General features: G+C 61.2%; 30 protein-coding genes and 1 pseudogene. 20 read left to right on the top strand and 11 right to left on the bottom strand.

Annotated elements, in window-relative coordinates; all coding sequences use genetic code 11:
- Window positions 1-7: 7 nt before the first annotated feature.
- The 6 genes from QF045_RS11320 to QF045_RS11345 form a co-directional block, all read right to left on the bottom strand.
- The gene (locus QF045_RS11320) at window positions 8-634 is read right to left on the bottom strand and encodes a response regulator transcription factor (protein ID WP_306492262.1); all 627 of its coding nucleotides are present in this window, start codon (window positions 632-634) and stop codon (window positions 8-10) included.
- 264 nt (window positions 635-898) lie between these two features.
- Complete coding sequence (locus QF045_RS11325) at window positions 899-1,285, bottom strand: response regulator (protein ID WP_306492263.1); 387 nt, start codon at window positions 1,283-1,285, stop codon at window positions 899-901.
- 166 nt (window positions 1,286-1,451) lie between these two features.
- The gene (locus QF045_RS11330) at window positions 1,452-2,783 is read right to left on the bottom strand and encodes a deoxyguanosinetriphosphate triphosphohydrolase (protein WP_306492264.1); all 1,332 of its coding nucleotides are present in this window, start codon (window positions 2,781-2,783) and stop codon (window positions 1,452-1,454) included.
- Window positions 2,784-2,954: 171 nt separating this feature from the next.
- A complete protein-coding gene (locus QF045_RS11335) occupies window positions 2,955-3,296 on the bottom strand; it encodes a hypothetical protein (protein WP_306492265.1) in 342 nt (113 codons plus the stop codon).
- Entirely contained in the window at window positions 3,293-3,682 is a 390-nt protein-coding gene (locus tag QF045_RS11340; protein ID WP_306492266.1) for a phage holin family protein, read from the bottom strand. The genes QF045_RS11335 and QF045_RS11340 overlap by 4 nt, the downstream gene beginning before the upstream one ends.
- A gap of 4 nt (window positions 3,683-3,686) precedes the next feature.
- Window positions 3,687-4,001 (bottom strand): YqjD family protein, encoded by a 315-nt coding sequence (locus QF045_RS11345; RefSeq protein WP_306492267.1) that lies wholly within the window; start codon window positions 3,999-4,001, stop codon window positions 3,687-3,689.
- A 346-nt stretch (window positions 4,002-4,347) separates the two neighbouring features.
- Here QF045_RS11345 and QF045_RS11350 point away from each other — a divergent pair, with 346 nt between their 5' ends.
- The 4 genes from QF045_RS11350 (at window position 4,348) to QF045_RS11365 (ending at window position 7,235) form a co-directional block, all read left to right on the top strand.
- Window positions 4,348-5,556, top strand: a complete 1,209-nt coding sequence (locus QF045_RS11350; protein ID WP_306492268.1) for an ammonium transporter — start codon at window positions 4,348-4,350, stop codon at window positions 5,554-5,556.
- A 68-nt stretch (window positions 5,557-5,624) separates the two neighbouring features.
- Window positions 5,625-5,861 carry a glutaredoxin family protein gene (locus QF045_RS11355; RefSeq protein ID WP_124385795.1) on the top strand — a complete coding sequence of 79 codons (237 nt, stop codon included), beginning with the start codon at window positions 5,625-5,627 and terminating at the stop codon, window positions 5,859-5,861.
- Window positions 5,862-5,935: 74 nt separating this feature from the next.
- Complete coding sequence (locus QF045_RS11360; RefSeq protein WP_306492269.1) at window positions 5,936-6,271, top strand: transcriptional regulator; 336 nt, start codon at window positions 5,936-5,938, stop codon at window positions 6,269-6,271.
- A gap of 73 nt (window positions 6,272-6,344) precedes the next feature.
- A complete protein-coding gene (locus QF045_RS11365; RefSeq protein WP_306494883.1) occupies window positions 6,345-7,235 on the top strand; it encodes a pseudouridine synthase in 891 nt (296 codons plus the stop codon).
- 53 nt (window positions 7,236-7,288) lie between these two features.
- Here QF045_RS11365 and QF045_RS11370 read toward each other — a convergent pair whose 3' ends face one another.
- Both QF045_RS11370 and mobA read right to left on the bottom strand, forming a co-directional pair.
- Window positions 7,289-7,510 (bottom strand): YgdI/YgdR family lipoprotein, encoded by a 222-nt coding sequence (locus QF045_RS11370; protein WP_003189935.1) that lies wholly within the window; start codon window positions 7,508-7,510, stop codon window positions 7,289-7,291.
- 79 nt (window positions 7,511-7,589) lie between these two features.
- Window positions 7,590-8,192, bottom strand: coding sequence for a molybdenum cofactor guanylyltransferase MobA (mobA, locus tag QF045_RS11375; RefSeq protein ID WP_306492270.1), 603 nt, complete (start codon window positions 8,190-8,192; stop codon window positions 7,590-7,592).
- 76 nt (window positions 8,193-8,268) lie between these two features.
- Between mobA and moaB the strand changes: the two genes are divergently transcribed.
- The 3 genes from moaB (at window position 8,269) to QF045_RS11390 (ending at window position 11,382) form a co-directional block, all read left to right on the top strand.
- Window positions 8,269-8,808 carry a molybdenum cofactor biosynthesis protein B gene (gene moaB, locus QF045_RS11380; RefSeq protein ID WP_017136189.1) on the top strand — a complete coding sequence of 180 codons (540 nt, stop codon included), beginning with the start codon at window positions 8,269-8,271 and terminating at the stop codon, window positions 8,806-8,808.
- Entirely contained in the window at window positions 8,792-10,018 is a 1,227-nt protein-coding gene (glp, locus tag QF045_RS11385) for a gephyrin-like molybdotransferase Glp (protein WP_306492271.1), read from the top strand. Before moaB ends, glp begins: the two co-directional genes overlap by 17 nt.
- A 383-nt stretch (window positions 10,019-10,401) precedes the next feature.
- The gene (locus tag QF045_RS11390; protein WP_306492272.1) at window positions 10,402-11,382 is read left to right on the top strand and encodes a hypothetical protein; all 981 of its coding nucleotides are present in this window, start codon (window positions 10,402-10,404) and stop codon (window positions 11,380-11,382) included.
- Window position 11,383: 1 nt separating this feature from the next.
- Here the strand turns inward: QF045_RS11390 and QF045_RS11395 are convergent, their stop codons facing one another.
- Window positions 11,384-11,713, bottom strand: a complete 330-nt coding sequence (locus tag QF045_RS11395) for an EscU/YscU/HrcU family type III secretion system export apparatus switch protein (RefSeq protein WP_306492273.1) — start codon at window positions 11,711-11,713, stop codon at window positions 11,384-11,386.
- Window positions 11,710-13,287 carry a flagellar hook-length control protein FliK gene (locus tag QF045_RS11400; protein ID WP_306492274.1) on the bottom strand — a complete coding sequence of 526 codons (1,578 nt, stop codon included), beginning with the start codon at window positions 13,285-13,287 and terminating at the stop codon, window positions 11,710-11,712. Before QF045_RS11400 ends, QF045_RS11395 begins: the two co-directional genes overlap by 4 nt.
- A 200-nt stretch (window positions 13,288-13,487) precedes the next feature.
- Between QF045_RS11400 and ccmA the strand changes: the two genes are divergently transcribed.
- From ccmA to QF045_RS11465, 13 genes and pseudogenes are all read left to right on the top strand, one after another.
- Entirely contained in the window at window positions 13,488-14,123 is a 636-nt protein-coding gene (ccmA, locus tag QF045_RS11405) for a cytochrome c biogenesis heme-transporting ATPase CcmA (RefSeq protein WP_306492275.1), read from the top strand.
- Window positions 14,120-14,788 carry a heme exporter protein CcmB gene (ccmB, locus tag QF045_RS11410; protein WP_306492276.1) on the top strand — a complete coding sequence of 223 codons (669 nt, stop codon included), beginning with the start codon at window positions 14,120-14,122 and terminating at the stop codon, window positions 14,786-14,788. The genes ccmA and ccmB overlap by 4 nt, the downstream gene beginning before the upstream one ends.
- Window positions 14,789-14,872: 84 nt before the next feature.
- On the top strand, window positions 14,873-15,628 hold the full coding sequence (locus QF045_RS11415) for a heme ABC transporter permease (protein WP_306492277.1): 756 nt from the start codon (window positions 14,873-14,875) through the stop codon (window positions 15,626-15,628).
- Entirely contained in the window at window positions 15,625-15,801 is a 177-nt protein-coding gene (ccmD, locus tag QF045_RS11420; protein WP_124385805.1) for a heme exporter protein CcmD, read from the top strand. The genes QF045_RS11415 and ccmD overlap by 4 nt, the downstream gene beginning before the upstream one ends.
- Window positions 15,798-16,253 (top strand): cytochrome c maturation protein CcmE, encoded by a 456-nt coding sequence (gene ccmE, locus QF045_RS11425; protein ID WP_306492278.1) that lies wholly within the window; start codon window positions 15,798-15,800, stop codon window positions 16,251-16,253. Before ccmD ends, ccmE begins: the two co-directional genes overlap by 4 nt.
- A 3-nt stretch (window positions 16,254-16,256) precedes the next feature.
- Window positions 16,257-18,242, top strand: a complete 1,986-nt coding sequence (locus QF045_RS11430) for a heme lyase CcmF/NrfE family subunit (protein ID WP_306492279.1) — start codon at window positions 16,257-16,259, stop codon at window positions 18,240-18,242.
- Window positions 18,239-18,775, top strand: a complete 537-nt coding sequence (locus QF045_RS11435) for a DsbE family thiol:disulfide interchange protein (RefSeq protein ID WP_306492280.1) — start codon at window positions 18,239-18,241, stop codon at window positions 18,773-18,775. Before QF045_RS11430 ends, QF045_RS11435 begins: the two co-directional genes overlap by 4 nt.
- Entirely contained in the window at window positions 18,772-19,245 is a 474-nt protein-coding gene (locus QF045_RS11440) for a cytochrome c-type biogenesis protein (RefSeq protein ID WP_306492281.1), read from the top strand. Before QF045_RS11435 ends, QF045_RS11440 begins: the two co-directional genes overlap by 4 nt.
- Window positions 19,238-20,423, top strand: a pseudogene (gene ccmI, locus QF045_RS11445) (c-type cytochrome biogenesis protein CcmI). The gene QF045_RS11440 and the pseudogene ccmI overlap by 8 nt, the downstream one beginning before the upstream one ends.
- A gap of 15 nt (window positions 20,424-20,438) precedes the next feature.
- Window positions 20,439-20,843, top strand: coding sequence for a hypothetical protein (locus tag QF045_RS11450; RefSeq protein WP_306492282.1), 405 nt, complete (start codon window positions 20,439-20,441; stop codon window positions 20,841-20,843).
- Between the two features lie 263 nt (window positions 20,844-21,106).
- Complete coding sequence (gene phnN, locus QF045_RS11455; protein WP_306492283.1) at window positions 21,107-21,673, top strand: phosphonate metabolism protein/1,5-bisphosphokinase (PRPP-forming) PhnN; 567 nt, start codon at window positions 21,107-21,109, stop codon at window positions 21,671-21,673.
- 159 nt (window positions 21,674-21,832) lie between these two features.
- Window positions 21,833-22,021 (top strand): type II toxin-antitoxin system HicA family toxin, encoded by a 189-nt coding sequence (locus QF045_RS11460; protein WP_065901605.1) that lies wholly within the window; start codon window positions 21,833-21,835, stop codon window positions 22,019-22,021.
- An 11-nt stretch (window positions 22,022-22,032) separates the two neighbouring features.
- Window positions 22,033-22,437, top strand: coding sequence for a type II toxin-antitoxin system HicB family antitoxin (locus QF045_RS11465; protein ID WP_306492284.1), 405 nt, complete (start codon window positions 22,033-22,035; stop codon window positions 22,435-22,437).
- On the opposite strand, the gene QF045_RS11470 is transcribed toward QF045_RS11465, so the two are convergent.
- Window positions 22,434-23,630 (bottom strand): MFS transporter, encoded by a 1,197-nt coding sequence (locus QF045_RS11470; protein WP_306492285.1) that lies wholly within the window; start codon window positions 23,628-23,630, stop codon window positions 22,434-22,436. The two genes, QF045_RS11465 and QF045_RS11470, sit on opposite strands and share 4 nt — an antisense overlap.
- Window positions 23,631-23,759 lie beyond the last annotated feature (129 nt).

Here is a 23,759-nt window from a genome sequence, read left to right on the forward strand (position 1 = left end):
CGCTTTCTCACACTAGCGCGTTTCGTTTTGCCATCTCGATGAGCTCGACTAAAGATTGGGCTTTTAGTTTTTGCATTAGTCGCTTTTTATAAGTGCTGACTGTTTTGTTACTCAAAAACATGCCCTTGGCTATTTCCTTGTTAGTGCGGCCTTGTGCAAAAAGTTGCAGGACCATGAGTTCTCGATCATTAACCGCTTTGAAGAGCTCCAACTCCTGGGTGTCCCCACCTTCTACGCCATTTGCATTCAATGCTTGGCTGGGGAAATAGTTGTAACCGGACAGTACTGCGCGAATAGCACTCAATAGTTCGCTCAGGTCCCCCTCCTTGCAGACATAGCCGTCGGCGCCCGAACGCATGCAACGCGTGGCAAACAGGGTTGGACACTGGGCTGTGAGGACCAGGGTTTTCATCGACGTGTTCATGGCGTTGAATCGGCAGAGTACTTCGAGGCCGTCGAGTTTCGGGATGCTGATATCGAGAATGACCAAGTCCGGCAGGCATTCGCGGACCATTTGTATGGCGTCGCACCCGTTATCCGTTTCTCCAACGACTTTGTAACCTTCATGTTCCAGTAACATTCTGATGGCAAGCCGTATAACGGGGTGGTCGTCGATAATAAAAACGGTGTTCATAATCACATTCCATGCAGGTGCAAATAAAGCGGTCACATTAGCTCAGAAGAAGAGGCAGCAGCATGGAGCGTGGGGGGGACAAGCATAAAACAGGATGTTTCCTACATCAAAAAAGGTACAGGCCTACAAGCTGTTAGGTAATCGTGACACGGAGTCTGAATGTTTTCAGGGCGGCTGGCGTAGTTAGCGGGCACAGGGGTATTACGACGGCCCTTACGTTATTTTTCGCTCCTGATAAAGTTTAAAGTCCTACATTGGTAAGGCTTAAGTTGAGGGCATTAAACCTTCAAGTTCATCTTTGTTTAATGGTTTTGACAAACAGCCCAATAGTGGAAGGTTTCGCTGCGCAGCTTCTGTGGTCAGTTTGAGTAACTCTGTCGTCGGCAGCCCGCTTAACAGAATTGCGCTGATAATGAACTGACCACGGCTGGCGATCTCCACCAATTCAATGCCGGGTAGGTCAGGTAGGCATTGGTCGCATAACATCAAGTCGAAGGGCAATTCAGACTGGGTCATTGTGCGTATGGCCTGTTCGGCATTTTCGACGGGGGTGAGGTGGTGGAAGCCGAAGCTTCTGAGCAAGCATTGGGCGGCCAGGAGTTGAAAGGGGTGGTCCTCCACCAAAAGAATACGTAGGGGATGTCTGGGCATAGGGTGCACACAGTGATTCAAGCGTCGATGGGGCGTAGGAATTGCTCGGCTGGTCCGCAATAGCGTGCGTGATTATTCCTCGGGGGTGTGTACGAATTCGATCAGGCCGCTCTGTTCCCATCGTAGGGCGATTCTTTTCAGGGAACAGAGCCAATCGGTCGGGTCGTTATTGAGGGCTGGAGCGCCCGGTCATCTCCCGTGCCATCTCGGTGGCATAGCTGTCGGTCATGCCGGCGATGAAGTCGATCATGCGCAGGAACGAGGCGTGCAACGGCCAGGTGGGGTCCGGTGCGCTATTGCCCAGCAAGTCTAGAATGCGCCGGTGCTTGAACGACGGCGTACGCCCTCCGTGTTGCTCCAAGGCTGCACCGCAAAACGCGTTCAGCAGAATTTCCAGGGTGGTGTAGGCGCCGATTTCATGCAGGGTCTTGCGTTTATCCTGGAAGATTTTCTTGCGCGCCATGTCCTTTGCATCCAGTACGCAACGCTTCGCCGGACCGTGCATGTGTTCAACCAGATCGCCAGGCAGGGTGCCGGCAAGCAGGGCGTCCTGTTGCTCGACAAACGCTCGCGCGGCGGCGTTGGTCAGGTGCTCGATGGCCTTGCCGCGCAGGATCGCCAGCTTGCGGCGACGCGAATCCGACGAGCCTAACTGTCGATACGTCTGCGGCAGGTCATCACCCACCAGGTCGAGCAGCAGTGACTCGACTTCGGCGTATTCGAGCAACTCCATCTCCAGGCCGTCTTCCAGGTCGATCAACGCATAGCAGATGTCATCGGCCGCCTCCATCAAGTACACCAACGGATGGCGGGCCCAGCGTTGCTCTTCCAGTTGAGGCAGGCCCAGTTTATGGGCGATCTGTTCCAGAATCGGCAGCTCACTCTGGTAGCAGCCGAACTTGTGTTTCTTGTAACCCAACGAGTCCGCGTGGCGGGCAGTCCAGGGGTACTTGAGGTAGGTACCCAGGGTGGCATAGGTGAGCCGCGTGCCACCGTCGAACTGGTGATATTCAAGCTGGGTCAATACCCGGAAACCCTGCGCATTGCCTTCGAAATTGAGGAAGTCATTGCGCTCGGCGCTGCTCATATCATCCAGCCAGCCGCGCCCGGCGGCTTGCTGAAACCAGTGGCGAATGGCGTCTTCGCCGGAGTGGCCGAAGGGCGGATTGCCGATGTCATGGGCCAGGCAAGCCGACTGCACCACCATGCCCAAATCGCTGGGGTCGCACCAGTCGGGCAGGGCGCCGCGCAATGTTTCGCCGACGCGCATGCCAAGGGAGCGCCCCACACAGCTGACTTCCAGCGAGTGGGTCAGGCGCGTATGGATATGGTCATTGCTGGACACGGGATGCACTTGGGTCTTGCGGCCCAGGCGGCGGAAAGCGCCGGAGAAAATGATGCGGTCATGGTCTTTGTGAAAAGGACTGCGGCCCAGTTCTTCAGGGCTGTGCAGGGGTTTGCCAAGACGTTCGCGGGTCAGCAGGGTAGGCCAATCCAAGGCAGGTACTCTCCGTACGGTGAATGACACCATCAGCTTCCCGTTTCCGCGTTGGCGGGGCAAGCGGAAATCTTCAGGTCGAGGGTGTCGATTGCAACAAACAGCAGGCGCTGACCGCCGTTGCAGAATTGTCCGGCGGTCAGGTCGTGGTATTGAACTCGCAAGCGGGGCTTACTTTCTGCGCGAAGCGCCTTGCATGGCCAGTTTGATCAGCGGGATCAACCCGGCCCCCAGCCGTACCAGGCGTGTCACGCTGCTGATACTGCCGCCCTTGGCGCCCTTGCCGGTAAAGAACCCCATCAGTGTCACCGCCGCCACGCCCCACAACGGCGCGTGCTTGATGCCCAGGCTGTCCTGCCAGTTGTGACGCAGGTTGCGCATTCTGTGCAGCGGCCCCATCAGTTGCTGGGACTCATGCCGGATTTCCTGACGGTGCATTTCCATGCGCAGGCGAATCAACGCTTTGCGCATTTCTCGACGGGACGTGTTTTGCGGGATTTCAGGCAGGCTCATGGCAGTAGGCGCTCCCGATCATTGGCCAATTCTTCGAGGGTGGCATGGAACGGGGTGGACTCATCGAACACCGCCGCTTTCAAGCGTACCCCGCAGAATGCTGCGGCAAGGCTGTAAAACACGCACAGGCAGATGATGCCGGTCAGGCGGTAGCCGGTGTCCCAGACCAGGATCATTACCAGCGTCGATAAGCCGACCAACAGCAACAGGGCGAACACCAGTGCCAGGCCGGCAAACAGCAGCAGGCTGACGGTACGTGCCTTCTGTTCCTGCAGCTCGATGCCAAACAGTTCGACATGGCTGTGCAGCAAGCCGAGCACGGCAGCGCCCAGACGACGGGAGGTGGAACCTGCGCCCTTTGACGAGCTGGTTTCGTCGATAGCCATGATATTAGCGCCTGGTAGCCAGCAGACCGATCAAAAAGCCTACGCCGGCAGCGATGCCGACAGACTGCCATGGGTTGGCTTGAACGTAGTCTTCCGTCGCGGTAATGGCCGCCTGGCCACGCTCACGCAGGGAGTCTTCAGTCAATTGCAGGGTTTCACGGGCCTTGAGCAGACTTTCGTGGATCTTGGTGCGCAGCTCATCGGCCTGGTCGCCGGCCAGGATGGCGGTGTCATCCAGCAACCTTTCGGTATCGCTGACGAGGGCCTGAAAATCCGCCATCAATATTTCTTGAGCAGTCTTTGCTGTTTTGCCGGCCATGGGTATCTCCGTGTGTGGCTGTTCTGTACGTGTGGTTTCGAGTCGCGAGCTTCGCCGAAGGTTCACTGCAATTGTCTGGTACAGCTTTTGCTTTGCCTTGGTGCGCAGGCCCTGACGCCTGCGCTGAATCCGGGCGGTCGAGGTGCAAGCCTTGAAAAACCTTACCCTAATTAACTGAAACTCGCGCAAATACCCTGTCGGGGACCGCCGGTTGTGTTGATCGCTGCGCTAAAGCGGTTCACGCCCCTTTGAAGTAGGGAGCGAGCTTTGGTGCCAATTTAGTGCGGACGATCGCGGTTTGAACCGATTTGGTGCTGTTTGCCTTACTGCAGGCCTGCCAACCTCCATGGAAAATTTGCAAAGTGCGGTGGACACGCTTGTCCATAGCTCCAACACGCTGTTCATCTTGATTGGCGCGGTGATGGTCCTGGCCATGCATGCCGGTTTTGCCTTTCTGGAAGTGGGTACGGTGCGCCAGAAGAACCAAGTCAACGCGTTGTCGAAAATCCTCAGCGACTTTGCAATCTCCACCCTGGCTTATTTCTTTATAGGCTATTGGATTTCCTATGGGGTCAGTTTCCTGCAGCCGGCGGCGGTGATCAGCGCCGATCATGGCTACAGCCTGGTGAAGTTTTTCTTCCTGCTGACCTTCGCCGCGGCGATCCCGGCGATCATTTCCGGGGGGATTGCCGAGCGCGCGAAATTTGCTCCGCAGTTGTGCGCGACGGCATTGATCGTGGCGTTCATCTACCCGTTTTTCGAAGGCATGGTGTGGAATGGCAACTTCGGCCTGCAGGCCTGGCTGCTCGCGACCTTTGGCGCCAGCTTCCATGACTTCGCCGGTTCCGTGGTGGTGCATGCCATGGGTGGGTGGCTGGCGTTGGCGGCGGTGCTGTTGCTCGGCCCGCGCAACGGACGTTACCGCGAAGGGCGCCTGGTGGCGTTTGCGCCCTCGAGCATTCCGTTTCTCGCGCTGGGTTCGTGGATCCTGATCGTGGGCTGGTTCGGGTTCAACGTGATGAGCGCGCAAACCCTCAATGGCGTCAGCGGCCTGGTGGCGGTCAACTCGTTGATGGCAATGGTCGGTGGCACCGTTGCCGCGCTGGTGATCGGCCGCAATGACCCAGGCTTCCTGCACAACGGCCCGCTGGCTGGGCTGGTGGCAATCTGTGCCGGTTCCGACCTGATGCACCCGGTGGGCGCGCTGGTCACCGGTGTGGTCGCGGGAGGCTTGTTTGTATGGTGCTTCATGGCCGCCCAGGATCGTTGGAAGATCGATGACGTGCTGGGGGTGTGGCCGCTGCACGGCCTCTGTGGCGTATGGGGCGGCATTGCCTGCGGCATCTTCGGGCAGACGGCCCTGGGCGGGCTGGGCGGTGTCAGCCTGATCAGTCAGTTGATCGGCACCGCCCTCGGCGTCGCCGTGGCACTGGTGGGTGGCCTGTTGGTGTACGGCGTGATCAAGCGCGTGTCCGGGCTGCGTCTGAGCCAGGAAGAGGAGTATTACGGGGCGGACCTGTCGATCCACAAGATCGGCGCGGTCAGTCAGGATTGATCGGCGCGCTTGCCGGGCAGTGTTGGGCTTAGAATGGTGGCGTGTTTTCCCAATCGAGTTGATTTGCCATGCTTCCTGAATGCCAGCTGTTCGGCACCCTGGGTTGCCATCTGTGTGAAATTGCCGAAGCCGAAATCATGCCGCTCGTCGAGCACGGGTTGCTCGTGGAGCTGGTGGATATCACCGACCCCGACGACCTGACCGAGGCCTACGGCCTGCGGATTCCGGTGCTCCGACGGGTAGACACGGGGGCTGAACTGGATTGGCCTTTCGACACTGAGCAAGTTGTTGCCTTCCTGCGCTGACGTTTAGGCTATGGCGGGTTTCCAATTATTAAGTTACTGTATGTTTGTACAGCGATTGAATAGAGGGAACGCCCGTGGTGAATGTCGAACAACTGAAAAGCAGCGTCAATCGCATGTCCGCCGACATCGTGCGCGATGCGGTGAACGAGCTGCGCCTCGATGGCTTGGTCACGGAAGGCAAGACGCCCTTCAACAAGGTGCATTTCAATACCTGCTTTGCCGAGATCGAGGCGTTGTTCCAGCGTGCCGGTTATCACAAGCAGCTGGATGTCGTGGGTTATCAGGGCTTGCTCTACGCACTTTACGATCCGGGCCGTTGGGAGGCCGTGGACGTGCTGCGCTGGCTCAAGGAGTTTACCGAGGCAGCGAGTGCTTCGAAGGTTTTGCGCGCGCAATTGGCCAAGGCCTGATAACTCTCCTAGGCTCAATCCCGCACCCTGCGGGATAATGCCCGCCTGTTTATTCCAGGCGTTGAGCATCGGCATGTCCACTTCCGGTTTTTCCCCTTCACAGCACCAAGCCAGTACCTTGTACCTGCCGCCTGGCTCTTGGGCGACAGTGCTCGATTGCCTGTGCGATCACTTCCCGGCCATCGCCCGTGAACAGTGGCTGGACCGCGTTGCCCGTGGCCGGGTACTGGATATCAACGGTCACCCCATCAGCCTGGACCTGGCTTACAAGGAAGGCCTGTGCATTTATTACTTTCGCGAAGTGCTCAACGAGAAAGTGATTCCGGTACAGGAAACCATCCTGTACGCCGATGAACACCTGGTGGTGGCTGACAAACCGCATTTCCTGCCAGTGACCCCCGCCGGCGAGTATGTGGAGCAAACGCTGTTGCGCCGTTTGATCCGGCGTCTGGGCAATCCCGCCCTGGTGCCCTTGCACCGCATTGATCGGCATACCGCAGGGCTGGTGCTGTTCTCGGCCAACCCCGACAGCCGCACGGCCTATCAGCAGCTGTTTCCCACGCGGCGCATCGATAAATTCTACGAAGCCATTGCGCCGGCCCTGCCTGGCCTGACCTTCCCGCGGGTGCACAAAAGCCGGCTGGTGGACGGCGAACCGTTCTTCCGTATGCAGGAAGGCCCAGGTGCCAGCAACACCGAAACGGCCGTTGAAGTGCGCGAGAAACATGGCGATCTATGGCGCTATGGCCTGTTTCCGGTGACCGGCAAGAAGCACCAGTTGCGTGTACACATGACTGCGCTTGGCGCGAGTATCTGCAATGACCCGTTCTATCCCGAGGTGATCAAGGACGCCCAGGACGATTACGCCCACCCGCTCAAGTTGCTGGCCCAGGGCGTGCGCTTTGTCGACCCGGTCAGCGGCCAGGAACGCAGCTTTCGCAGTGAAATCACGCTGGACTGGTGAGCGCCAGAAACAACAAGGCCCGCGCGAGGCGGGCCTTGTGTGCAAGCGGTGGCTTACAGGTCTTTAACGGTGCGAACCTGATCTTTGTTGATGCGGGTGTGCTTGCCGTCCAGCTGTTCGAATTCGTAGAAGCCCGAGTCTTCATCGTATTTCGGGGTGTCGACGGCCTGGATTTCGCGACCGTCATTCAGGGTGATCACTGTTGGCGAAGCGCAACCGGCGAGGGTGGCGAGGCCCAGTGCAAGCATGAGAGCGGCGATGGTCCGTTGAGTCATGGGTGTGTCTCCGAGAGAATACGTTTGAAATGCTGACCTTGTGACGTGTGCAACGCCGGCAAAGTTCCTGATGCAGCGCTCATTCTGACATGCCAGCCGGCGGGTGCAACAGCTCAGGGGTATTAAGGTTGGCCAGGCGTGGGTCACCGTTCGGGCATTCCAGGCCTACGGCGCCCAGCTGCAACAGGATTTTGCGTGGGCTACGTTCGCCAGCACTCCAGGCCTGCTCCACCTGATCTTTCAAGGCGGTGGGGATAATGCAGAGCAAGGGTTCCCAGAACTCGCCATGGCGTACCATCACCGGAACCTGCGGGTTGCCTTGGGCAATGGCACGCAGGTCGGCCAGCAGCCGCGCGTCGATCTGCGGCACATCGCAGGGCAAGATCAGCAGATGCTCATGACGCGCGGCGAACAGTCCCGCGCGTATGCCGGCAAGTGGTCCGGGAAAGTCCTGGCTGTCGTCGCTCACCAGTTGGTCGGCATAGGGCGCATACCGCGCATGGTTGCGATTGCACGAGATGATCAAGTCGTCCGTGAGCGGTCGTACTAATTGATGCAGGTGCGCGATCAAGGGTTGGCCGCGCCATTCCAGCAGGCCTTTGTCCTCGCCGCCCATGCGCTGGCCGCGACCACCGGCCAACAACAAAACCGAGCAAGGCAGGCGTAGAGACTCAAGGGACATGGCGGTTTCGCTGCGGCAGATAAACAGGGGCCTGTGATATAACACCGGGCTGTTCCTTCGACAACCGGACCGTGCCATGAAAGCCAAGGCTGATGCGCCCTTCGTACCTCTGAATATCGCTGTGTTGACCGTCAGCGACACCCGCACCCTGGACACCGACACCTCGGGCCAGGTCTTCGTCGACCGCCTGGCCGCCGCCGGCCACAACCTGGCCGAACGTGTGCTGCTCAAGGACGACCTTTACAAAATTCGCGCCCAGGTGGCCCACTGGATCGCCGAGGACGTGGTGCAGGTCGTGCTGATCACCGGCGGCACCGGCTTTACCGGCCGCGACAGCACGCCGGAAGCGGTGAGCTGCCTGTTGGACAAACAGGTGGATGGTTTTGGCGAGCTGTTCCGCCAGATCTCGGTCGCCGATATCGGCACCTCCACGGTGCAGTCCCGAGCCCTGGCCGGCCTGGCCAATGGCACGCTGGTGTGCTGCCTGCCGGGCTCCACCAATGCCGTGCGCACCGGCTGGGACGGCATTCTGGCCGAGCAGTTGGACAACCGTCATCGCCCCTGCAACTTCGTACCCCACCTCAAGCAGGCCGAGCCCTGTGAATCCCGTGGATAAGCCCGGCAAGACCGGCGCCTTGATGCCGGTGGAGGAGGCCTTGCAGCGTTTGCTGCAGATGGCCGGCGCCACGCCGATCCTCGAGCGCGAAGCGGTGAGCCTGGCCCAATGCGATGGCCGCGTATTGGCACAAGACCTGGTCTCCACCCTTGATCTGCCGCCCTGGCCCAACAGCGCCATGGACGGCTACGCCCTGCGCGTGGCGGACTGGGCTGGCGAGCCTTTGTCGGTCAGCCAGCGCATTTTCGCCGGCAATGCGCCTGAGCCTTTGGCGCCCGGAACCTGCGCACGCATCTTTACCGGCGCGCCGGTACCCGAGGGTGCCGATTGCGTGGAAATGCAGGAAAACGCGATCATCCACAGCGATGAACGCGTGGGTTTCAGCGAGCCGTTGCACGCGGGTCAGAACATCCGCCCTCAAGGCCAGGAAACCACGGTCGGTGAATTGGTGTTGCCCGCCGGTACGCGCCTGGGCCCGATCGAATTGGGCCTGGCCGCATCGCTCGGGCTTGATCGCCTGGACGTAGTGCGCCGTGTGCGGGTGGCCGTGCTGTCGACGGGGGACGAGCTGATCGAACCCGGTTTGCCGCTGGGGCCTGGGCAGATCTACAACAGCAACCGCCGTGTACTGTGTGCCTGGCTGGCGCGCATGGCGTGCGAAGTGATTGATGCCGGGATTCTGCCGGATGACCTGGAACAGACGCGTGCGCGATTGGCGAGCCTGGGGGATGTCGATCTGATTCTGTCCACGGGCGGTGTGTCGGTAGGCGAAGCGGACTTCCTGGGCATCGCCCTGCGTGAAGAGGGCGAACTGGCCCTGTGGAAACTGGCGATCAAACCCGGCAAACCGTTGACGGTCGGCCACTTCCGTGGCGTGCCGGTGATCGGCTTGCCGGGCAACCCGGCCTCGACTCTGGTGACGTTTGCGCTGTTGGCGCGGCCTTACCTCCTGCGGCGTCAAGGCGTGGACGTTGTCGAGCCGCTGCGCTTCGAAGTGCCGGTGGGTTTCGTATGGCCCAAACCGGGCAACCGTCGCGAATATCTGCGCGGGCGTATCGAGCACGGTCAGGCGATCATCTACCGCAATCAAAGCTCCGGCGTCCTGCGCAGCGCGGCGTGGGCCGAGGGATTTGTGGAGGTGCTGGAAGGGACGACGCTGGAACTGGGTGACCGGGTCAATTTCATTCCGTTGAGTGAGGTCATGGGCTGACGGGCCACCGCAGGCGTTGTTCATGGTGCGGTGTGCAAAGGAAAAGTCCTATTAGCAGGTCTTGGCGTGTGCGTTACGTTTCCAAGACTTGATTGACTGGATGACTGGCTATGTTGATTCACTCTGCGCTGCACGTTCCGCCCTTGTTGAGGCCCGCTTCGATAGAGCGCGGTGGATCCTTTTCATCGATCAACGCGAGCAACGCGCGTGAACGCTTGAGCGAGCTGGTGCGCAGGCCGTTGTCCGAGAACAATTATCGAGAGCGGCTGGCGTGCATGCTGGCTGACCCCGCCATCAGCTCCTGGCAGGCGCTGACGCGTGACCCTCAACGGCTGCAAAGGCTGCAGGACAATGAGCGCAAAGGGTGGTCCGACCCGGCTGCCGTGGACAAAAGCCTGCCGACGTTGGCACAGGCGTTGGCCGGAAAAGATCTCTGGTTGCCCGAAGCGGAAAACTTCAACGCCAACATTCTGAAAAACCTGACCACACAGATGGCAGAAAAATATCTGGTGCAGTTCCGGTCCATCCTTCAGGACCCGGTACCTGTACGGGCACAGGATGTATCGATCGTGCGCGGCGCCCCGTCAGCGGGCAAGACCACCTTTCTCAAGGGCCAATTCGCGCTCAACACCGACGCTGTGAAAAACATGCTCCAGGACCGTATGCCAGGCGCCGGGATGATGCAGGTGCATGACCAGGCCGTTGCCTTGGTTCAACGGTTTAGCGCGACCATGGAAAAACACCTGGCGCAGCCTTTGACGCGGGACGCGTTGTACCTGTGGCCAAGCGACTTCAAGCCAAAAATTGTCGGGGTGGAGCAAATATCGACTGAGCCCAAATTGCGCTTCCACGATATACAGGTCGACCTCACCACGCTGTGTTGCCGGATTCTCAAGCGAGGTACCGATGAGGCAGTCATGAATTTCGATGTATTGAGCCAGTTTTTCAGCGCCGGGCTGGAGCATCGGAATCAGAGTATCGATTCGATAAAAGGCACCAAGGGCGTGCTCAAGGAGTATTCGCTGTCGGCCTGGGACGGCCAGCGCAATGTGTTGGTGGCGCAGCGGGCTCGCGATTCTCAATCGTTCGTGGTCAGGGACCAGGCGTTATTCGACAACGTCACAACGCGCGACAAAGACTCCATAAGCGCCGAGATAAGCCGTGTTCGCGATACCCTCATTGACGCGCACTTCATTGATACCTTCACCGCGCCGTTGCCCGTCGAGCACGCCAGCGCGTTCCGAGCGGCGCTCGGTATTTACCGGGGCCTGACCCTCCAGCAAGCCCTGGAGCAGCATGCCCAACGCAAGCCGGTGGTCACCTCAATCGCCTCGAGAGTGCTGGCGCAGGTGGTGCCAAACTGAGTCAGTAATCGTCGCCACGCGCAGTGACATCCCGCTCGACGGGGCCGGCATTGGGGTCATACCCCACCGGAAACTTGCCCTTCAATGTCCAGGCAAACGCGATGATTTCGGCAATGGTGCGGTACAACTCCTCGGGAATGCTGTCCCCCAGTTCCATGCGCGCCAGCAGTTTCACCAGCTCGGCGTTTTCATAGATGGGCACTTCATTTTCCCGCGCCAGCTTGAGGATCGCTTCCGCCAAGGCTTCATCGCCCTTGGCGGTCAAGGTGGGCGCTTGCTGGCCGTCGTACTTGAGGGCGATCGCCTGGCGGGGGGTGTCAGGGTTCTTCATGCGGTTTCATCCACCCAGCGTTGCTCCAGTCCGGTTTTTGGCCCGCGTGGCGGGGTGCCGAGGTGGCAATCCAGGTCGCCGACATTGAGTCCCGATGCCACCAAGCGCTCGCGCAGGCTACCCAAGTGGTTTTCGATCAGGCTGGCGGTGAAGGCGCGGGTGGCCCACAGCTGGCTGGAGAGTTTGCCTTGCGTCAGCTGCGCCTGGACCTGCAAAGGGCCCAATGGCTCCATGTCGAAGGCCAGCTCGACGCGCCAGAGCATTTGCTTGGGGTCTTTACGTTCGTTGCGTTCGCACTGCTCCTTATCGGAGGGTGGCTCTTCGCGCTGGAACTTCACCTGCAGCGGGACGATGTCCTGCAGGCTGCGCATGGGGATTTCCAGCTGCCAGGTGGTTTGCAGGCGGCCATCGGCGGTGGTGCCGGTCTGTTCCAGGCTCGACAGTTGGTGGCTCTGTAACCGGGAAATTGCCCCGGCGGCCAGGCGCAGCAGGTTTTCCAGGTCGCCTTCGCCTTCCAGTTTGGCCATCAGCCGCTCGGGCAACGGAAAACTGGCGGGCGCCTGACGCGCACCGACCTGGCCGAGCGTGCCCAGTGGGCTGCGCACAAAATTGGGCAATACCTGGGCCAGCGTATTGGCCGCGAGGATGGCATTCAGATTGGTGCTGGCGGGCAGGGCAGGCAATAAATCCCCGACCAGGCGCAACAGCGCGCCCTTCATGTCCAGCGGTGGTATTTGCGGGTTCTGTCCGGCCAGTAATTTGGCTTCCAGGAAAGCCCCGCTGTTCTGCACCAGCTGCGCCAACACCTTGGGGTTGCTGACCTGCGCGAGGTCGGGCAAAGCCGCCAGTAAACGTTCGGCCGCCGCGCGCAGGTCGGCGGAGGTGCTGTCGCCGCGGGGCAGGTTTTGCAAGGCGGTAAACACCGCATCCAGCGAGCCTTGGCGACTCTGCTGGGTCGAGAGCTGCTGCGCGACCTCCAGTTGGTCCTTCAGCCCGCTCAACGGCACAAAGCTCAGCGTCTGCGTGTCTTGCACCACCGCGCTGAGCAAGCTGCCGACCCTTAGTGGTTGAGGGCTTTCGACGGTGAGGGTCGCGCTGGCCATGGCGGTATTGAGCACGCTCACCAGCGAGCGATAGACCGCTGGCTGCGCGGTGCCCTGGGGCAACATCTGGGTGGTCAGTACTTTGGCTTGCAGCAGTGTGCCCACTGGCATCTGCGTGGTGTCGATGCGGGTGAGGGCGGCGACATTGGCACTCAACGCTTGCTGCAGCGAAAGGGTCAGGTTGCCCGCCGGCGTCTGGCCCACGGCCACGTTACTGCCCAGCGGCAACGGCTGGAGGCTGCTGGCTTGCACCAACGTCTGGCGCCCGCCTTCGAGGGTCAACTTCAACAATAGCTGAAAAGCTTCACCGCCTTGTTTAAGCGCGATGACCTCGGCGTTTACGGTTTTTCCGGGCGCGATCAACCCGGTCTGCGGCTCCAGCAGCTTGAGCAGCTCTCCGGCTGCAGGCAGCGGGGCAGGGCCCGGGGTCGCGGCTGGGGGCAGGGTAGGTAGGTTGATCTCACCGGTCATCGTGCACGTCGTCTCAGGGGAAATTGCCCTCTTTAGAGTAGGGCATCGCATGTATAATGCCGCCCGTCTGCAAAGAGAGCGGTAAAAACCTCACAACTATTTGATCCAGCTCTCTAAAATCGGTCGCCAAAGCCGTTATTGTGCATCTCACTGTAACGGCCGCTGCACCGCCGACTTGAACCGTAAAGGCCCGCGATCTCTTGACCAGCCCTCTTCTTGAAGCCGTAGCGCTTGCCTGTGAACGCGACCTGCGCCTGCTGTTCGAACACCTCGAACTGCGCCTGGCGGGTGGCGACATGGTGCAAATCAGCGGCCCCAACGGCAGTGGCAAGACCAGCCTGCTGCGCTTGCTGGCCGGGCTGATGCAGCCGACGGCGGGCGAGGTTCGGCTTAACGGCAAGCCCCTGCATGAACAGCGCACCGAGTTGGCCCGCAACCTCATCTGGATCGGCCACGCCGCCGGGATCAAGGACGTACTCACCGCCGAAGAAAACCTCAGCTGGCTCAGCGCCCTGCACCATCGCGCTTCCCGCGACGCGATCTGGCAGGCCCTGGCCGCTGTCGGTCTCAAGGGCTTCGAAGACGTGCCCTGTCACACCCTGTCAGCCGGCCAGCAACGCCGCGTCGCGCTGGCGCGCCTGTATTTGCCCGGCCCGCCGCTGTGGATTCTCGACGAACCGTTCACCGCCCTCGACAAACAAGGTGTGGCCCAATTCGAAGACCACCTGGCCCGGCATTGCGAGCAGGGCGGCCTGGTGGTGCTCACCACCCACCACACCCTGACGCGCAGGCCCGCCGGTTACCGCGAGCTGGACCTGGGGCGGTGGCCGGCATGAGTGTGTTTGCCCTGTTGGTCGCCCGCGAAGCGCGGTTGTTGTGCCGTCGCCCGGCCGAACTGGCCAACCCGCTGGTGTTCTTCGCCATCGTGATTGCCCTGTTTCCCTTGGCGGTCGGTCCCGAGGCTAAACTGTTGCAAACCTTGTCCCCGGGACTGGTGTGGGTCGCGGCGCTTTTGTCCGTGCTGCTCTCGCTGGACGGGCTGTTTCGCAGTGATTTTGAAGACGGTTCCCTGGAGCAATGGGTCCTTTCGTCGCACCCTTTACCCCTTCTGGTATTGGCCAAGGTACTGGCACACTGGGCGTTTTCCGGCCTCGCGCTGGTCTTGCTTTCGCCGTTGCTGGCGCTGATGCTGGGCTTGCCGGTTGAATGCCTCCCGGTGTTGCTCCTGTCCTTGTTGCTCGGTACGCCGGTGCTCAGCCTGTTGGGGGCGGTGGGCGCAGCGTTGACCGTCGGTTTGAAGCGCGGTGGCCTGCTGTTGGCCCTGCTGATTCTGCCTTTGTACATCCCGGTTCTGATCCTCGGCAGCGGTGCTTTGCAGGCTGCGCTGATGGGCATGCCGGCGACCGGTTACCTCCTGTGGCTTGGCAGCCTGGCCGCCCTGGCGGTAACCCTGACACCCTTTGCCATAGCGGCCGGCCTGAAGATCAGCGTCGGCGAATAATGAGGTCTGGTCAGGCTTTACACGCTTGGCCAGTAAAGACCCTACGCTGCTTGTCACGACAAGCAGCAACCGTGAGAAACAGCAATGAACTGGACCTGGTTTCACAAGCTCGGCTCGCCCAAATGGTTTTACGGCATCAGCGGCAAGCTGCTGCCGTGGTTGAGCGTTGCCGCCGTGTTGCTGATCGGCATCGGCCTGGTCTGGGGCCTGGCCTTCGCGCCGCCGGACTATCAGCAAGGCAACAGCTTTCGCATTATCTATATCCACGTGCCCGCCGCCATGCTGGCGCAGTCCTGCTACGTGATGCTGGCGGTGTGCGGCATCGTCGGGCTGGTCTGGAAGATGAAGCTGGCCGACGTTGCCCTGCAATGCGCCGCGCCGATTGGTGCATGGATGACCGCCGTGGCGCTGGTCACCGGGGCGATCTGGGGTAAACCCACCTGGGGTTCGTGGTGGGTATGGGATGCGCGGCTCACGTCGATGTTGATTCTGCTGTTCCTGTACTTCGGCCTGATTGCCCTGGGCAACGCGATCAGCAACCGTGACAGCGCCGCCAAGGCCTGCGCGGTGCTGGCGATTGTCGGCGTGATCAACATCCCGATCATTAAGTATTCGGTGGAGTGGTGGAACACCCTGCACCAGGGCGCCACGTTCACCCTCACCGAAAAGCCGGCGATGCCCGTGGAAATGTGGGCACCGTTGCTGCTGATGGTACTGGGCTTCTACTGCTTCTTCGGCGCGGTGCTGCTGCTGCGCATGCGCCTCGAAGTGCTCAAGCGCGAAGCCCGGGCCAGTTGGGTCAAGGCCGAAGTTCAAGCCAGCCTGGGAGCGCATGCATGAGTTTTGCTTCATTCAGCGACTTTCTCGCCATGGGCCATCATGGCCTGTATGTCTGGACGGCCTATGGCATCTGCCTGGCGGTGCTGGCCCTCAACGTCGCCGCGCCACTGCTGGCGCGCAAGCGTTACCTGCAACAAGAGGCGCGTCGTCTGCGCCGGGAGACCGATCAGTGAATCCGTTGCGCAGAAAGCGTCTGTTGATCATTCTTGCCATCCTGGTCGGCGTTGGTGCTGCCGTGGGCCTGGCCCTGAGTGCCCTGCAGCAGAACATCAACCTGTTCTACACCCCAACCCAGATCGCCAATGGCGAAGCGCCTGTCGACACGCGGATTCGCGCCGGCGGCATGGTGGAGAAGGGCTCCTTGAAGCGTTCCGGCGATTCCCTCGATGTGACCTTCGTCGTCACCGACTTCAACAAGGCCGTGACCATCACCTACCGCGGCATCCTCCCGGACCTGTTCCGCGAAGGTCAGGGCATCGTCGCCCTGGGCAAACTCAACGCCAATGGCGTGGTGGTGGCCGATGAAGTGCTGGCCAAGCACGATGAAAAATACATGCCGCCGGAAGTTACCAAAGCGTTGAAAGACAGCGGTCAATCCGCACCCGCGCCCGCGAAGGAGGGTTGATCGATGATGTCCGCACTGTTTATTCCCGAGCTGGGTCAGTTGGCGATGATCCTCGCGCTGTGCTTCGCCATTGTCCAGGCCGTGGTGCCGTTGCTCGGTGCCTGGCGCGGCGACCGCCTGTGGATGAGCCTGGCGCAGCCGGCGGCCTGGGGCCAGTTCGCGTTCCTGCTGTTCGCATTTGGCTGCCTCACCTACGCCTTCATGACTGACGATTTTTCCGTCGCCTATGTGGCCAACAACTCCAACAGCGCGCTGCCCTGGTACTACAAATTCAGCGCCGTGTGGGGCGCTCACGAAGGCTCGTTGCTGCTGTGGGCGCTGATCCTCGGCGGCTGGACCTTCGCCGTGTCAGTGTTCTCGCGCCAGTTGCCTCAAGTCATGCTGGCGCGGGTGCTGGCGGTGATGGGCATGATCAGCATCGGTTTCCTGCTGTTCCTGATCATGACGTCCAACCCGTTCAGCCGCATTCTGCCGCAGGTTCCGGTGGACGGGCATGACCTCAACCCGCTGTTGCAAGACATCGGCCTGATCGTGCACCCGCCGATGCTTTACATGGGTTATGTCGGCTTCTCCGTGGCCTTTGCCTTCGCCATCGCCGCGTTGCTCGGCGGGCGCCTCGATGCGGCCTGGGCGCGCTGGTCGCGGCCGTGGACCATCGTCGCCTGGGCCTTCCTGGGCATCGGCATCACGCTGGGCTCATGGTGGGCCTACTACGAACTCGGCTGGGGTGGCTGGTGGTTCTGGGACCCGGTGGAAAACGCTTCCTTCATGCCCTGGCTGGTGGGCACCGCGCTGATTCACTCGCTGGCCGTCACCGAAAAACGAGGGGTGTTCAAGAGCTGGACCGTGTTGCTGGCCATCGCGGCATTTTCCCTCAGCCTGCTTGGCACCTTCCTCGTGCGTTCGGGCGTACTGACGTCCGTGCACGCGTTTGCTTCGGACCCGGCGCGCGGCGTGTTCATCTTGATCTTCCTGCTGTTCGTGGTCGGTGGTTCGCTGACGCTGTTCGCCCTGCGCGCGCCGGTGGTCAAGAGCCAGGTCGGCTTCAACCTGTGGTCGCGGGAAACCCTGCTGCTGGGCAACAACCTGGTACTGGTGGTGGCCGCGTCGATGATCCTGCTCGGTACCCTGTACCCCTTGGTGCTGGATGCCTTGAGCGGTGCCAAGCTGTCTGTCGGCCCACCGTATTTCAACGCTTTGTTCATTCCATTGATGGGCCTGTTGATGGTGGTGATGGCGGTTGGCATGCTGGTGCGCTGGAAAGACACCCCGGTGAAATGGCTGGCCGGCATGCTGATGCCGGTGCTGCTGGGCAGTGTGGCCCTGGCCGTGATTGCAGGGGTTGCCTACGGCGACTTCAACTGGGCGGTGCTCGCCACGTTCCTGCTCGCTGCCTGGGTGTTGCTGGCCGGGGTTCGCGACATCGCCGACAAGACCCGTCACAAGGGCTTGCTCAAAGGCCTGCCGACCTTGACCCGCAGCTACTGGGGCATGCAGATCGCCCACATCGGCATCGCCGTGTGCGCCCTGGGCGTGGTGCTCTCCAGCCAGAACAGTGCCGAGCGCGACCTGCGCCTGGCTCCCGGCGAGTCCATGGACCTGGCCGGTTACCACTTCATCTTCGAAGGCGCCAAGCATTTTGAAGGGCCGAACTTCACGTCAGACAAAGGCACTGTGCGCGTCGTGCGCAACGGCAAGGAAATTGCCGTGCTGCACCCGGAAAAACGCCTGTACACGGTGCAAAGCTCGATGATGACCGAAGCCGGTATCGACGCCGGTTTCACCCGTGATCTGTATGTGGCCCTCGGCGAACCGCTGGGCGACGGTGCCTGGGCGGTGCGCGTGCATGTGAAACCGTTCGTGCGCTGGATCTGGTTCGGCGGCTTGCTGACAGGTTTCGGTGGTTTGCTCGCCGCGCTGGACCGGCGCTATCGGGTCAAGGTCAAAAGCCGGGTGCGTGAAGCCCTTGGTATGGGAGCTGCGGTATGAAACGTTGGTTGATGGTGTTGCCGCTGGCAGCGTTCCTGGTGGTAGCGGTGTTCCTCTATCGCGGCTTGTACCTGGACCCGGCCGAGTTGCCGTCGGCCATGATCGGCAAGCCGTTCCCGGAATTCACGCTGCCCAATGTGCAAGGCGACAAGCAACTGACCCGCGCCGATCTGCTGGGCAAGCCGGCGCTGGTCAACGTGTGGGGCACCTGGTGCATCTCCTGCCGCGTCGAACATCCGGTGCTCAATAAACTGGCCGAGAAAGGCGTGGTTATCTACGGCATCAACTACAAGGACGACAATGCAGCGGCCTTGAAGTGGCTGGCCGAATTCCACAACCCGTACCAGTTGGATATCCGCGATGAAGACGGCAACCTTGGCCTGAATCTGGGCGTGTACGGCGCCCCGGAAACCTTCTTCATTGATGCCAAGGGCGTGATCCGTGACAAGTATGTCGGCGTAATCGACGAAGTGGTGTGGCGCGAGCAACTGGCGGCCAAGTACCAGGCGCTGGTCGATGAGGCCAAACCATGAAGCGCCTGTTAGCGGCTACGGTGCTGGCGCTGGGGCTGGCCGGTGTGGCCCACGCCGCCATCGACACCTATGAATTTGCCAACGACACCGAGCGTGAGCGTTTTCGCGAGCTGACCAAGGAATTGCGCTGCCCCAAGTGCCAGAACCAGGACATCGCCGATTCCAATGCACCCATCGCTGCCGACTTGCGCAAAGAAATCTTCCGCATGCTGGGGGAGGGCAAGGACAACCAGCAGATCGTCGACTTCATGGTCGACCGCTACGGTGATTTCGTGCGCTACAAACCGGCGCTCACCGCCAAGACCGCGCTGCTCTGGTTCGGCCCTGCGGGGCTGTTGCTGACCGGGGTAGTGGTCATGGCCGTCATCGTGCGCCGTCGCCGTACCACGCCTGCCGATGGCAGCGACGCGCTGTCCCCCGAAGAGCGCAAACGCCTCAACCAATTGCTGGACACCAAGACTGATGATTGATTTCTGGCTCGCAGCCGGCCTGCTGCTGTTGATTGCCCTGAGTTTTCTGTTGATCCCCGTACTGCGCGGCCGTCGTGCCCAGCGTGAAGAGGATCGCACCGCGCTGAACGTGGCGCTGTATCAAGAGCGTGTCGCCGAACTGCAAGTGCAGCAGGAAGAAGGCGTGTTGAATGCCGCGCAACTGGACACCGGTCGCGCCGAAGCGGCGCGTGAATTGCTGGCCGATACCGAAGGCGTGGCAAAGCCTCGCGAGTCACGCCTGGGCAAACCGCTGCCGTTACTCGCGGCGGTGCTGGTGCCGGTGCTGGGGCTCGGTTTGTACCTGCATTTTGGCGCCAGCGACAAAGTCGAGCTGGCCCGTGAGTTCTCCCAACCACCGGTGTCCATGGCCGACATGACCCAGCGCCTGGAGCGCGCCGCCGCCGCGCAAACCGGATTCGGCCGAAGGCCTGTACTTCCTGGGCCGCGCCTACATGGCCCAGGACCGTGCGGCCGATGCGGCTAAAGTCTTCGAGCGCACCGTGGCCCTGGCCGGTCGCCAGCCCGAGTTGCTCGGGCAGTGGGCTCAGGCGCAGTATTTTGCCGACAACAAGCAGTGGTCACCCAAGGTTCAGGCGCTGACCGACGAAGCCTTGAAGCTGGACCCCAAGGAAGTCACCAGCCTTGGCCTGCTGGGGATCGCCGCCTTTGAAGGCCAGCGCTATCAGGAGGCGATCGATTACTGGAACCGTCTGCTGGCGCAACTGCCTCCCGAAGACAATTCGCGCATCGCGCTGCAAGGCGGCATCGATCGCGCGGCGGAAAAGCTCAGGGAGAGCGGCGGAACTGTCGCGCAAAACGCTGTGCTGAAAGTACGCGTGGACCTGTCCGCCGAGGTGAAAGCCAAGGCCCTGCCAGGCGACAGTGTGTTCATCTTTGCCCGCGCCGTCAGCGGCCCGCCTGCGCCGCTCGCGGCCAAGCGCGTCACCGTCGCCGAGCTGCCCATCACTGTGGAGTTGGGCGATGCCGACGCGATGATGCCGCAGTTGAAACTGTCCAACTTCCCTGAAGTCCAACTGGTTGCGCGCATATCCCGGGCGGGTCTTCCAACCGCCGGTGAGTGGATCGGCCGCAGCCAACCCCTGGCCAGCAGCACCACTGCGCTGCAGCAACTGACTGTCGACAGTCCGGACAAGTAATTCGAGGAAACGCCCATGACCGCATTTGCACGTATGACCCTGCTCAGCCTGATCGTGGGCTTGAGTGCCTGTGCGGTCCATCGGCCACCGCCAGCACCTACCGGCCCGACCATTCCACCGTCCGGCCCGTCGACCCAGCCGACCCAGCCGACCACCAAGCCTTCCGGCCCGGTCACCCCGGCGCCCAAACCACTGCCGACGAAATCGCCGACCTTCGCCCCACCGCCCGGCGCCGCCAGCCACTGGGACGGCAAGATGCAGGTCTACGTGCTCGACGACCAGCCCGACACCTTCTACCGCCAGCGCACCTACTACCGTTGGAGCAATGGCTGGAGCCGCTCCATCAGCCCGAACGGGCCATGGGAAGAGACCAACGTGCAAGGCGTGCCGCCGGGGTTGAGCAAGCAGTACGCGCAATGAAAAAAGGCGACCTTCGGGTCGCCTTTTTCATACCCGTGCGTCCAAACACTGAAGATCAAATGAGGGAGGGGGCTTGCTCCCGATGGCAATATGTCAGCTAGAAATTGTTCGAATGAAACACCGCCATCGGGAGCAAGCCCCCTCCCACATCAGGCCACGGGGCAGCGCAGCGATCGAGCGCTTGCCTGACTGACGAGCGCTCGCTGGATATACTCTTGTGTACCAAGCCAACCAGTGCGCAAACAAACAAAGAGGGTGTTGTGATGGCAGGCAGGTTGATTTATCTCATCGGGCCGTCGGGTTCGGGCAAGGACAGCCTGCTGGACGCCGCGCGCCCACGGTTGGCCGAGCGCGGTTGCCGCATTGTGCGCCGGGTCATTACCCGCTCTGCGGAATCGGTGGGCGAAGCGGCGGTAGGCGTGAGCCCGGCGCAGTTTGCGGCGATGCAGGCGCAAGGTGCCTTTGCTCTCAGTTGGCAGGCCAATGGGCTGAGCTATGGCATCCCCACGCAGGTCGATGAGTGGCTGGCGGCGGGGGAGGACGTGCTGGTCAACGGCTCGCGCGCGCACCTGGCGCAAACCCGCGAGCGGTACCCGACGCTGCTGGTCCTGTTACTGACGGTTGATCAGCTTGTATTGCGCCAGCGTCTGCTCGCGCGCGGACGGGAGCCATTGGTGGATATCGAAGAACGCCTGGCACGCAACGTGCGGTTCACCGAGGAATTGATCACCGCCAATGGCGAAGGTTTATTCGTGCTGGACAATTCAGGCCCGCTGGAACACACGGTCGAGCGTTTGCTGTGCTGCCTGGACCAGGCGCGCCTGGTCTGAGCCCGAGCGACTCCGACACGTTGCACGCCGCACCGCCAGGCGCGCCTGCATTTTTGTGCACATCCGGTAAAACAACCGTCAGTCAGCCCCGCCCATTTTGTGCTTGAGTAAAGGTAACTCTAGGGTTATTTTTATTCGGTCCGAGCCAAGGAGGCAGGGGTGCAAAGCAGGCTATTGATCAAGGAGTTGCAAGAGGCGGGTTGGGTGCTGGATCGGGTCACTGGCAGTCATCATATTTTTACCCATCGCTATAACCCGTACACGATCCCGGTGCCTCATCCGAAGAAGGATCTTCCTCTGGGCACCGTCAGAAGCATCAGGAAACGCGCCGGGCTGTTTCAGTTTTAAGGAGAGCATTCATGCAATACCCAATCTGTATCGAATGGGGCGATGACTTTACCGCCACCGGTATCCAGATCCCCGATATTCCAGGCGCGGTCACCGCCGGGGACAGTTTTGAAGAGGCGTACAACGCTGCCGTGGAGATTGCGCACATCCTCTTGCAGGAAATCGCCGGGGAGGGGGGGCAGATTCCAATGCCAACGTCGGTGGCCAATCATCACACTCACGAAGACTACGCCGGAATGGGCTGGGGCATGCTGGAGTTGGACATCTCGCCCTATCTGGGCAAGACCGAAAAGGTCAATGTGACGTTGCCCGGTTATGTCATCCAGCGTATCGACCGTTATGTGCGCGAGCACAATGTGAAAAGCCGCTCGTCATTTCTGGCCGATGCGGCTTTGGAGAAGTTGGTGCGTTCCTAAGCGGTGGCGACCGCTGCCTGGCGCGACGCACTGAGGAAGCGTAACAGCGCCACCAGCGGGAACGCACTGCCCACCAGCATCACGCCCAGCCAGCCGCCGTGTTCATACACGCTGCTGGCAATCGCCGAGCCGAAGGCGCCGCCGATGAAGATGCTGGTCATGTAGAGCGCGTTCAGGCGGCTGCGGCTGTGGGCGTCGAGGGCGTAGACGGCACGCTGGCCCAGCACCATGTTCATCTGCACGCAGAAGTCCAGCACCACGCCGGTCACCGCCAGGCCGATCACGCTGTACAGCGGGTGCACGAAGGCGGGCAGGAAGCTCAACGCCGCCAACAGCATCGCCAACAGTGAGGCGCGGTGGGTGTGGCCGGCATCGGCCAGGCGCCCGGCGATGGGCGCAGCGATGGCGCCCAGGGCGCCGACCAGGGCGAACAGCGCGATTTCGCTCTGGGTCAGGCCGTGATTACGTGCCAGCTCCAGTGGGGCTGCGGTCCAGAACAGGCTGAACGTGGCAAACATGCAACCCTGGTAGAACGCGCGTTGACGCAGAACCGGCTGGCGACGCAACAGCGTGCCCAGCGAGCCCAGCAATTGGCCGTAGCTGGCGCTGTGGTCGGGCTGGCGCTTGGGAATGGTCAGCATCAATACCACACTGATAAACACCATCAACGCCGCTGCGGCCATGAACATTGCACGCCAGCCAAAGTGGTCCGCCACCACGCTGGAAATCGGCCGTGCCAGCAGGATGCCCAGCAACAAGCCGCCCATGATGCTGCCGACCACTCGACCACGGGATTCGGCCGGGGCCAGGTGTGCGGCCAACGGGATCAGGATCTGCACCGACACCGAACTGAAGCCGATCAGCAGCGACACCAGCAGGAACAGATTGGGCTGCTCGGTGAACGCTGCGCCCAACAGGCTGGCAATGGCCACCAGGGTGGTGAAGATCATCAGCCTGCGGTTTTCCAGCAGGTCGCCCAGCGGTACCAGGAAGAACAGGCCCAGGGCATAGCCAATCTGCGTCAGCGACACAATCAGGCTGGCCATGGCCGGCGTGAGGCCAATGTCCGGGGCGATCAGTTCGATGATCGGCTGCGCGTAATAAATGTTCGCGACGATGGCGCCGCAGCAAAACGCAAACAGCATGACCATGCCTCGGGTCATGGTGCCTGTAGCCTGGGAGGTAGCGTTCATGGTGTTCTCATAAAAGCGAAGGAAGATGGCGTGAGAGGGTAAAGACAAGGCTCGATGCTGGGTAGGCCGCTTGTGGTGATAATGGACATGCCGCGAAATAATGTGGGAGGGGGCTTGCTCCCGATAGCG

This window comes from Pseudomonas sp. W4I3, assembly GCF_030816195.1.
Lineage (GTDB): Bacteria > Pseudomonadota > Gammaproteobacteria > Pseudomonadales > Pseudomonadaceae > Aquipseudomonas.

Coding starts and splice junctions, on each gene's coding strand:
- QF045_RS11325 (WP_306492263.1), bottom strand. CDS start 1,285: ATGCCCAGACATCCCCTACGTATTCTTTTGGTGGAGGACCACCCCTTT.
- ccmD (WP_124385805.1), top strand. CDS start 15,625: ATGAGTTTTGCTTCATTCAGCGACTTTCTCGCCATGGGCCATCATGGC.
- QF045_RS11430 (WP_306492279.1), top strand. CDS start 16,257: ATGATGTCCGCACTGTTTATTCCCGAGCTGGGTCAGTTGGCGATGATC.
- QF045_RS11365 (WP_306494883.1), top strand. CDS start 6,345: ATGTCCACTTCCGGTTTTTCCCCTTCACAGCACCAAGCCAGTACCTTG.
- QF045_RS11450 (WP_306492282.1), top strand. CDS start 20,439: ATGACCGCATTTGCACGTATGACCCTGCTCAGCCTGATCGTGGGCTTG.
- QF045_RS11415 (WP_306492277.1), top strand. CDS start 14,873: ATGAACTGGACCTGGTTTCACAAGCTCGGCTCGCCCAAATGGTTTTAC.
- QF045_RS11320 (WP_306492262.1), bottom strand. CDS start 634: ATGAACACCGTTTTTATTATCGACGACCACCCCGTTATACGGCTTGCC.
- QF045_RS11470 (WP_306492285.1), bottom strand. CDS start 23,630: ATGAACGCTACCTCCCAGGCTACAGGCACCATGACCCGAGGCATGGTC.
- QF045_RS11395 (WP_306492273.1), bottom strand. CDS start 11,713: ATGAAGAACCCTGACACCCCCCGCCAGGCGATCGCCCTCAAGTACGAC.
- mobA (WP_306492270.1), bottom strand. CDS start 8,192: ATGTCCCTTGAGTCTCTACGCCTGCCTTGCTCGGTTTTGTTGTTGGCC.
- QF045_RS11370 (WP_003189935.1), bottom strand. CDS start 7,510: ATGACTCAACGGACCATCGCCGCTCTCATGCTTGCACTGGGCCTCGCC.
- QF045_RS11465 (WP_306492284.1), top strand. CDS start 22,033: ATGCAATACCCAATCTGTATCGAATGGGGCGATGACTTTACCGCCACC.
- QF045_RS11440 (WP_306492281.1), top strand. CDS start 18,772: ATGAAGCGCCTGTTAGCGGCTACGGTGCTGGCGCTGGGGCTGGCCGGT.
- moaB (WP_017136189.1), top strand. CDS start 8,269: ATGAAAGCCAAGGCTGATGCGCCCTTCGTACCTCTGAATATCGCTGTG.
- QF045_RS11350 (WP_306492268.1), top strand. CDS start 4,348: ATGGAAAATTTGCAAAGTGCGGTGGACACGCTTGTCCATAGCTCCAAC.
- phnN (WP_306492283.1), top strand. CDS start 21,107: ATGGCAGGCAGGTTGATTTATCTCATCGGGCCGTCGGGTTCGGGCAAG.
- QF045_RS11435 (WP_306492280.1), top strand. CDS start 18,239: ATGAAACGTTGGTTGATGGTGTTGCCGCTGGCAGCGTTCCTGGTGGTA.
- QF045_RS11335 (WP_306492265.1), bottom strand. CDS start 3,296: ATGAGCCTGCCTGAAATCCCGCAAAACACGTCCCGTCGAGAAATGCGC.
- ccmB (WP_306492276.1), top strand. CDS start 14,120: ATGAGTGTGTTTGCCCTGTTGGTCGCCCGCGAAGCGCGGTTGTTGTGC.
- QF045_RS11340 (WP_306492266.1), bottom strand. CDS start 3,682: ATGGCTATCGACGAAACCAGCTCGTCAAAGGGCGCAGGTTCCACCTCC.
- QF045_RS11400 (WP_306492274.1), bottom strand. CDS start 13,287: ATGACCGGTGAGATCAACCTACCTACCCTGCCCCCAGCCGCGACCCCG.
- QF045_RS11345 (WP_306492267.1), bottom strand. CDS start 4,001: ATGGCCGGCAAAACAGCAAAGACTGCTCAAGAAATATTGATGGCGGAT.
- QF045_RS11355 (WP_124385795.1), top strand. CDS start 5,625: ATGCTTCCTGAATGCCAGCTGTTCGGCACCCTGGGTTGCCATCTGTGT.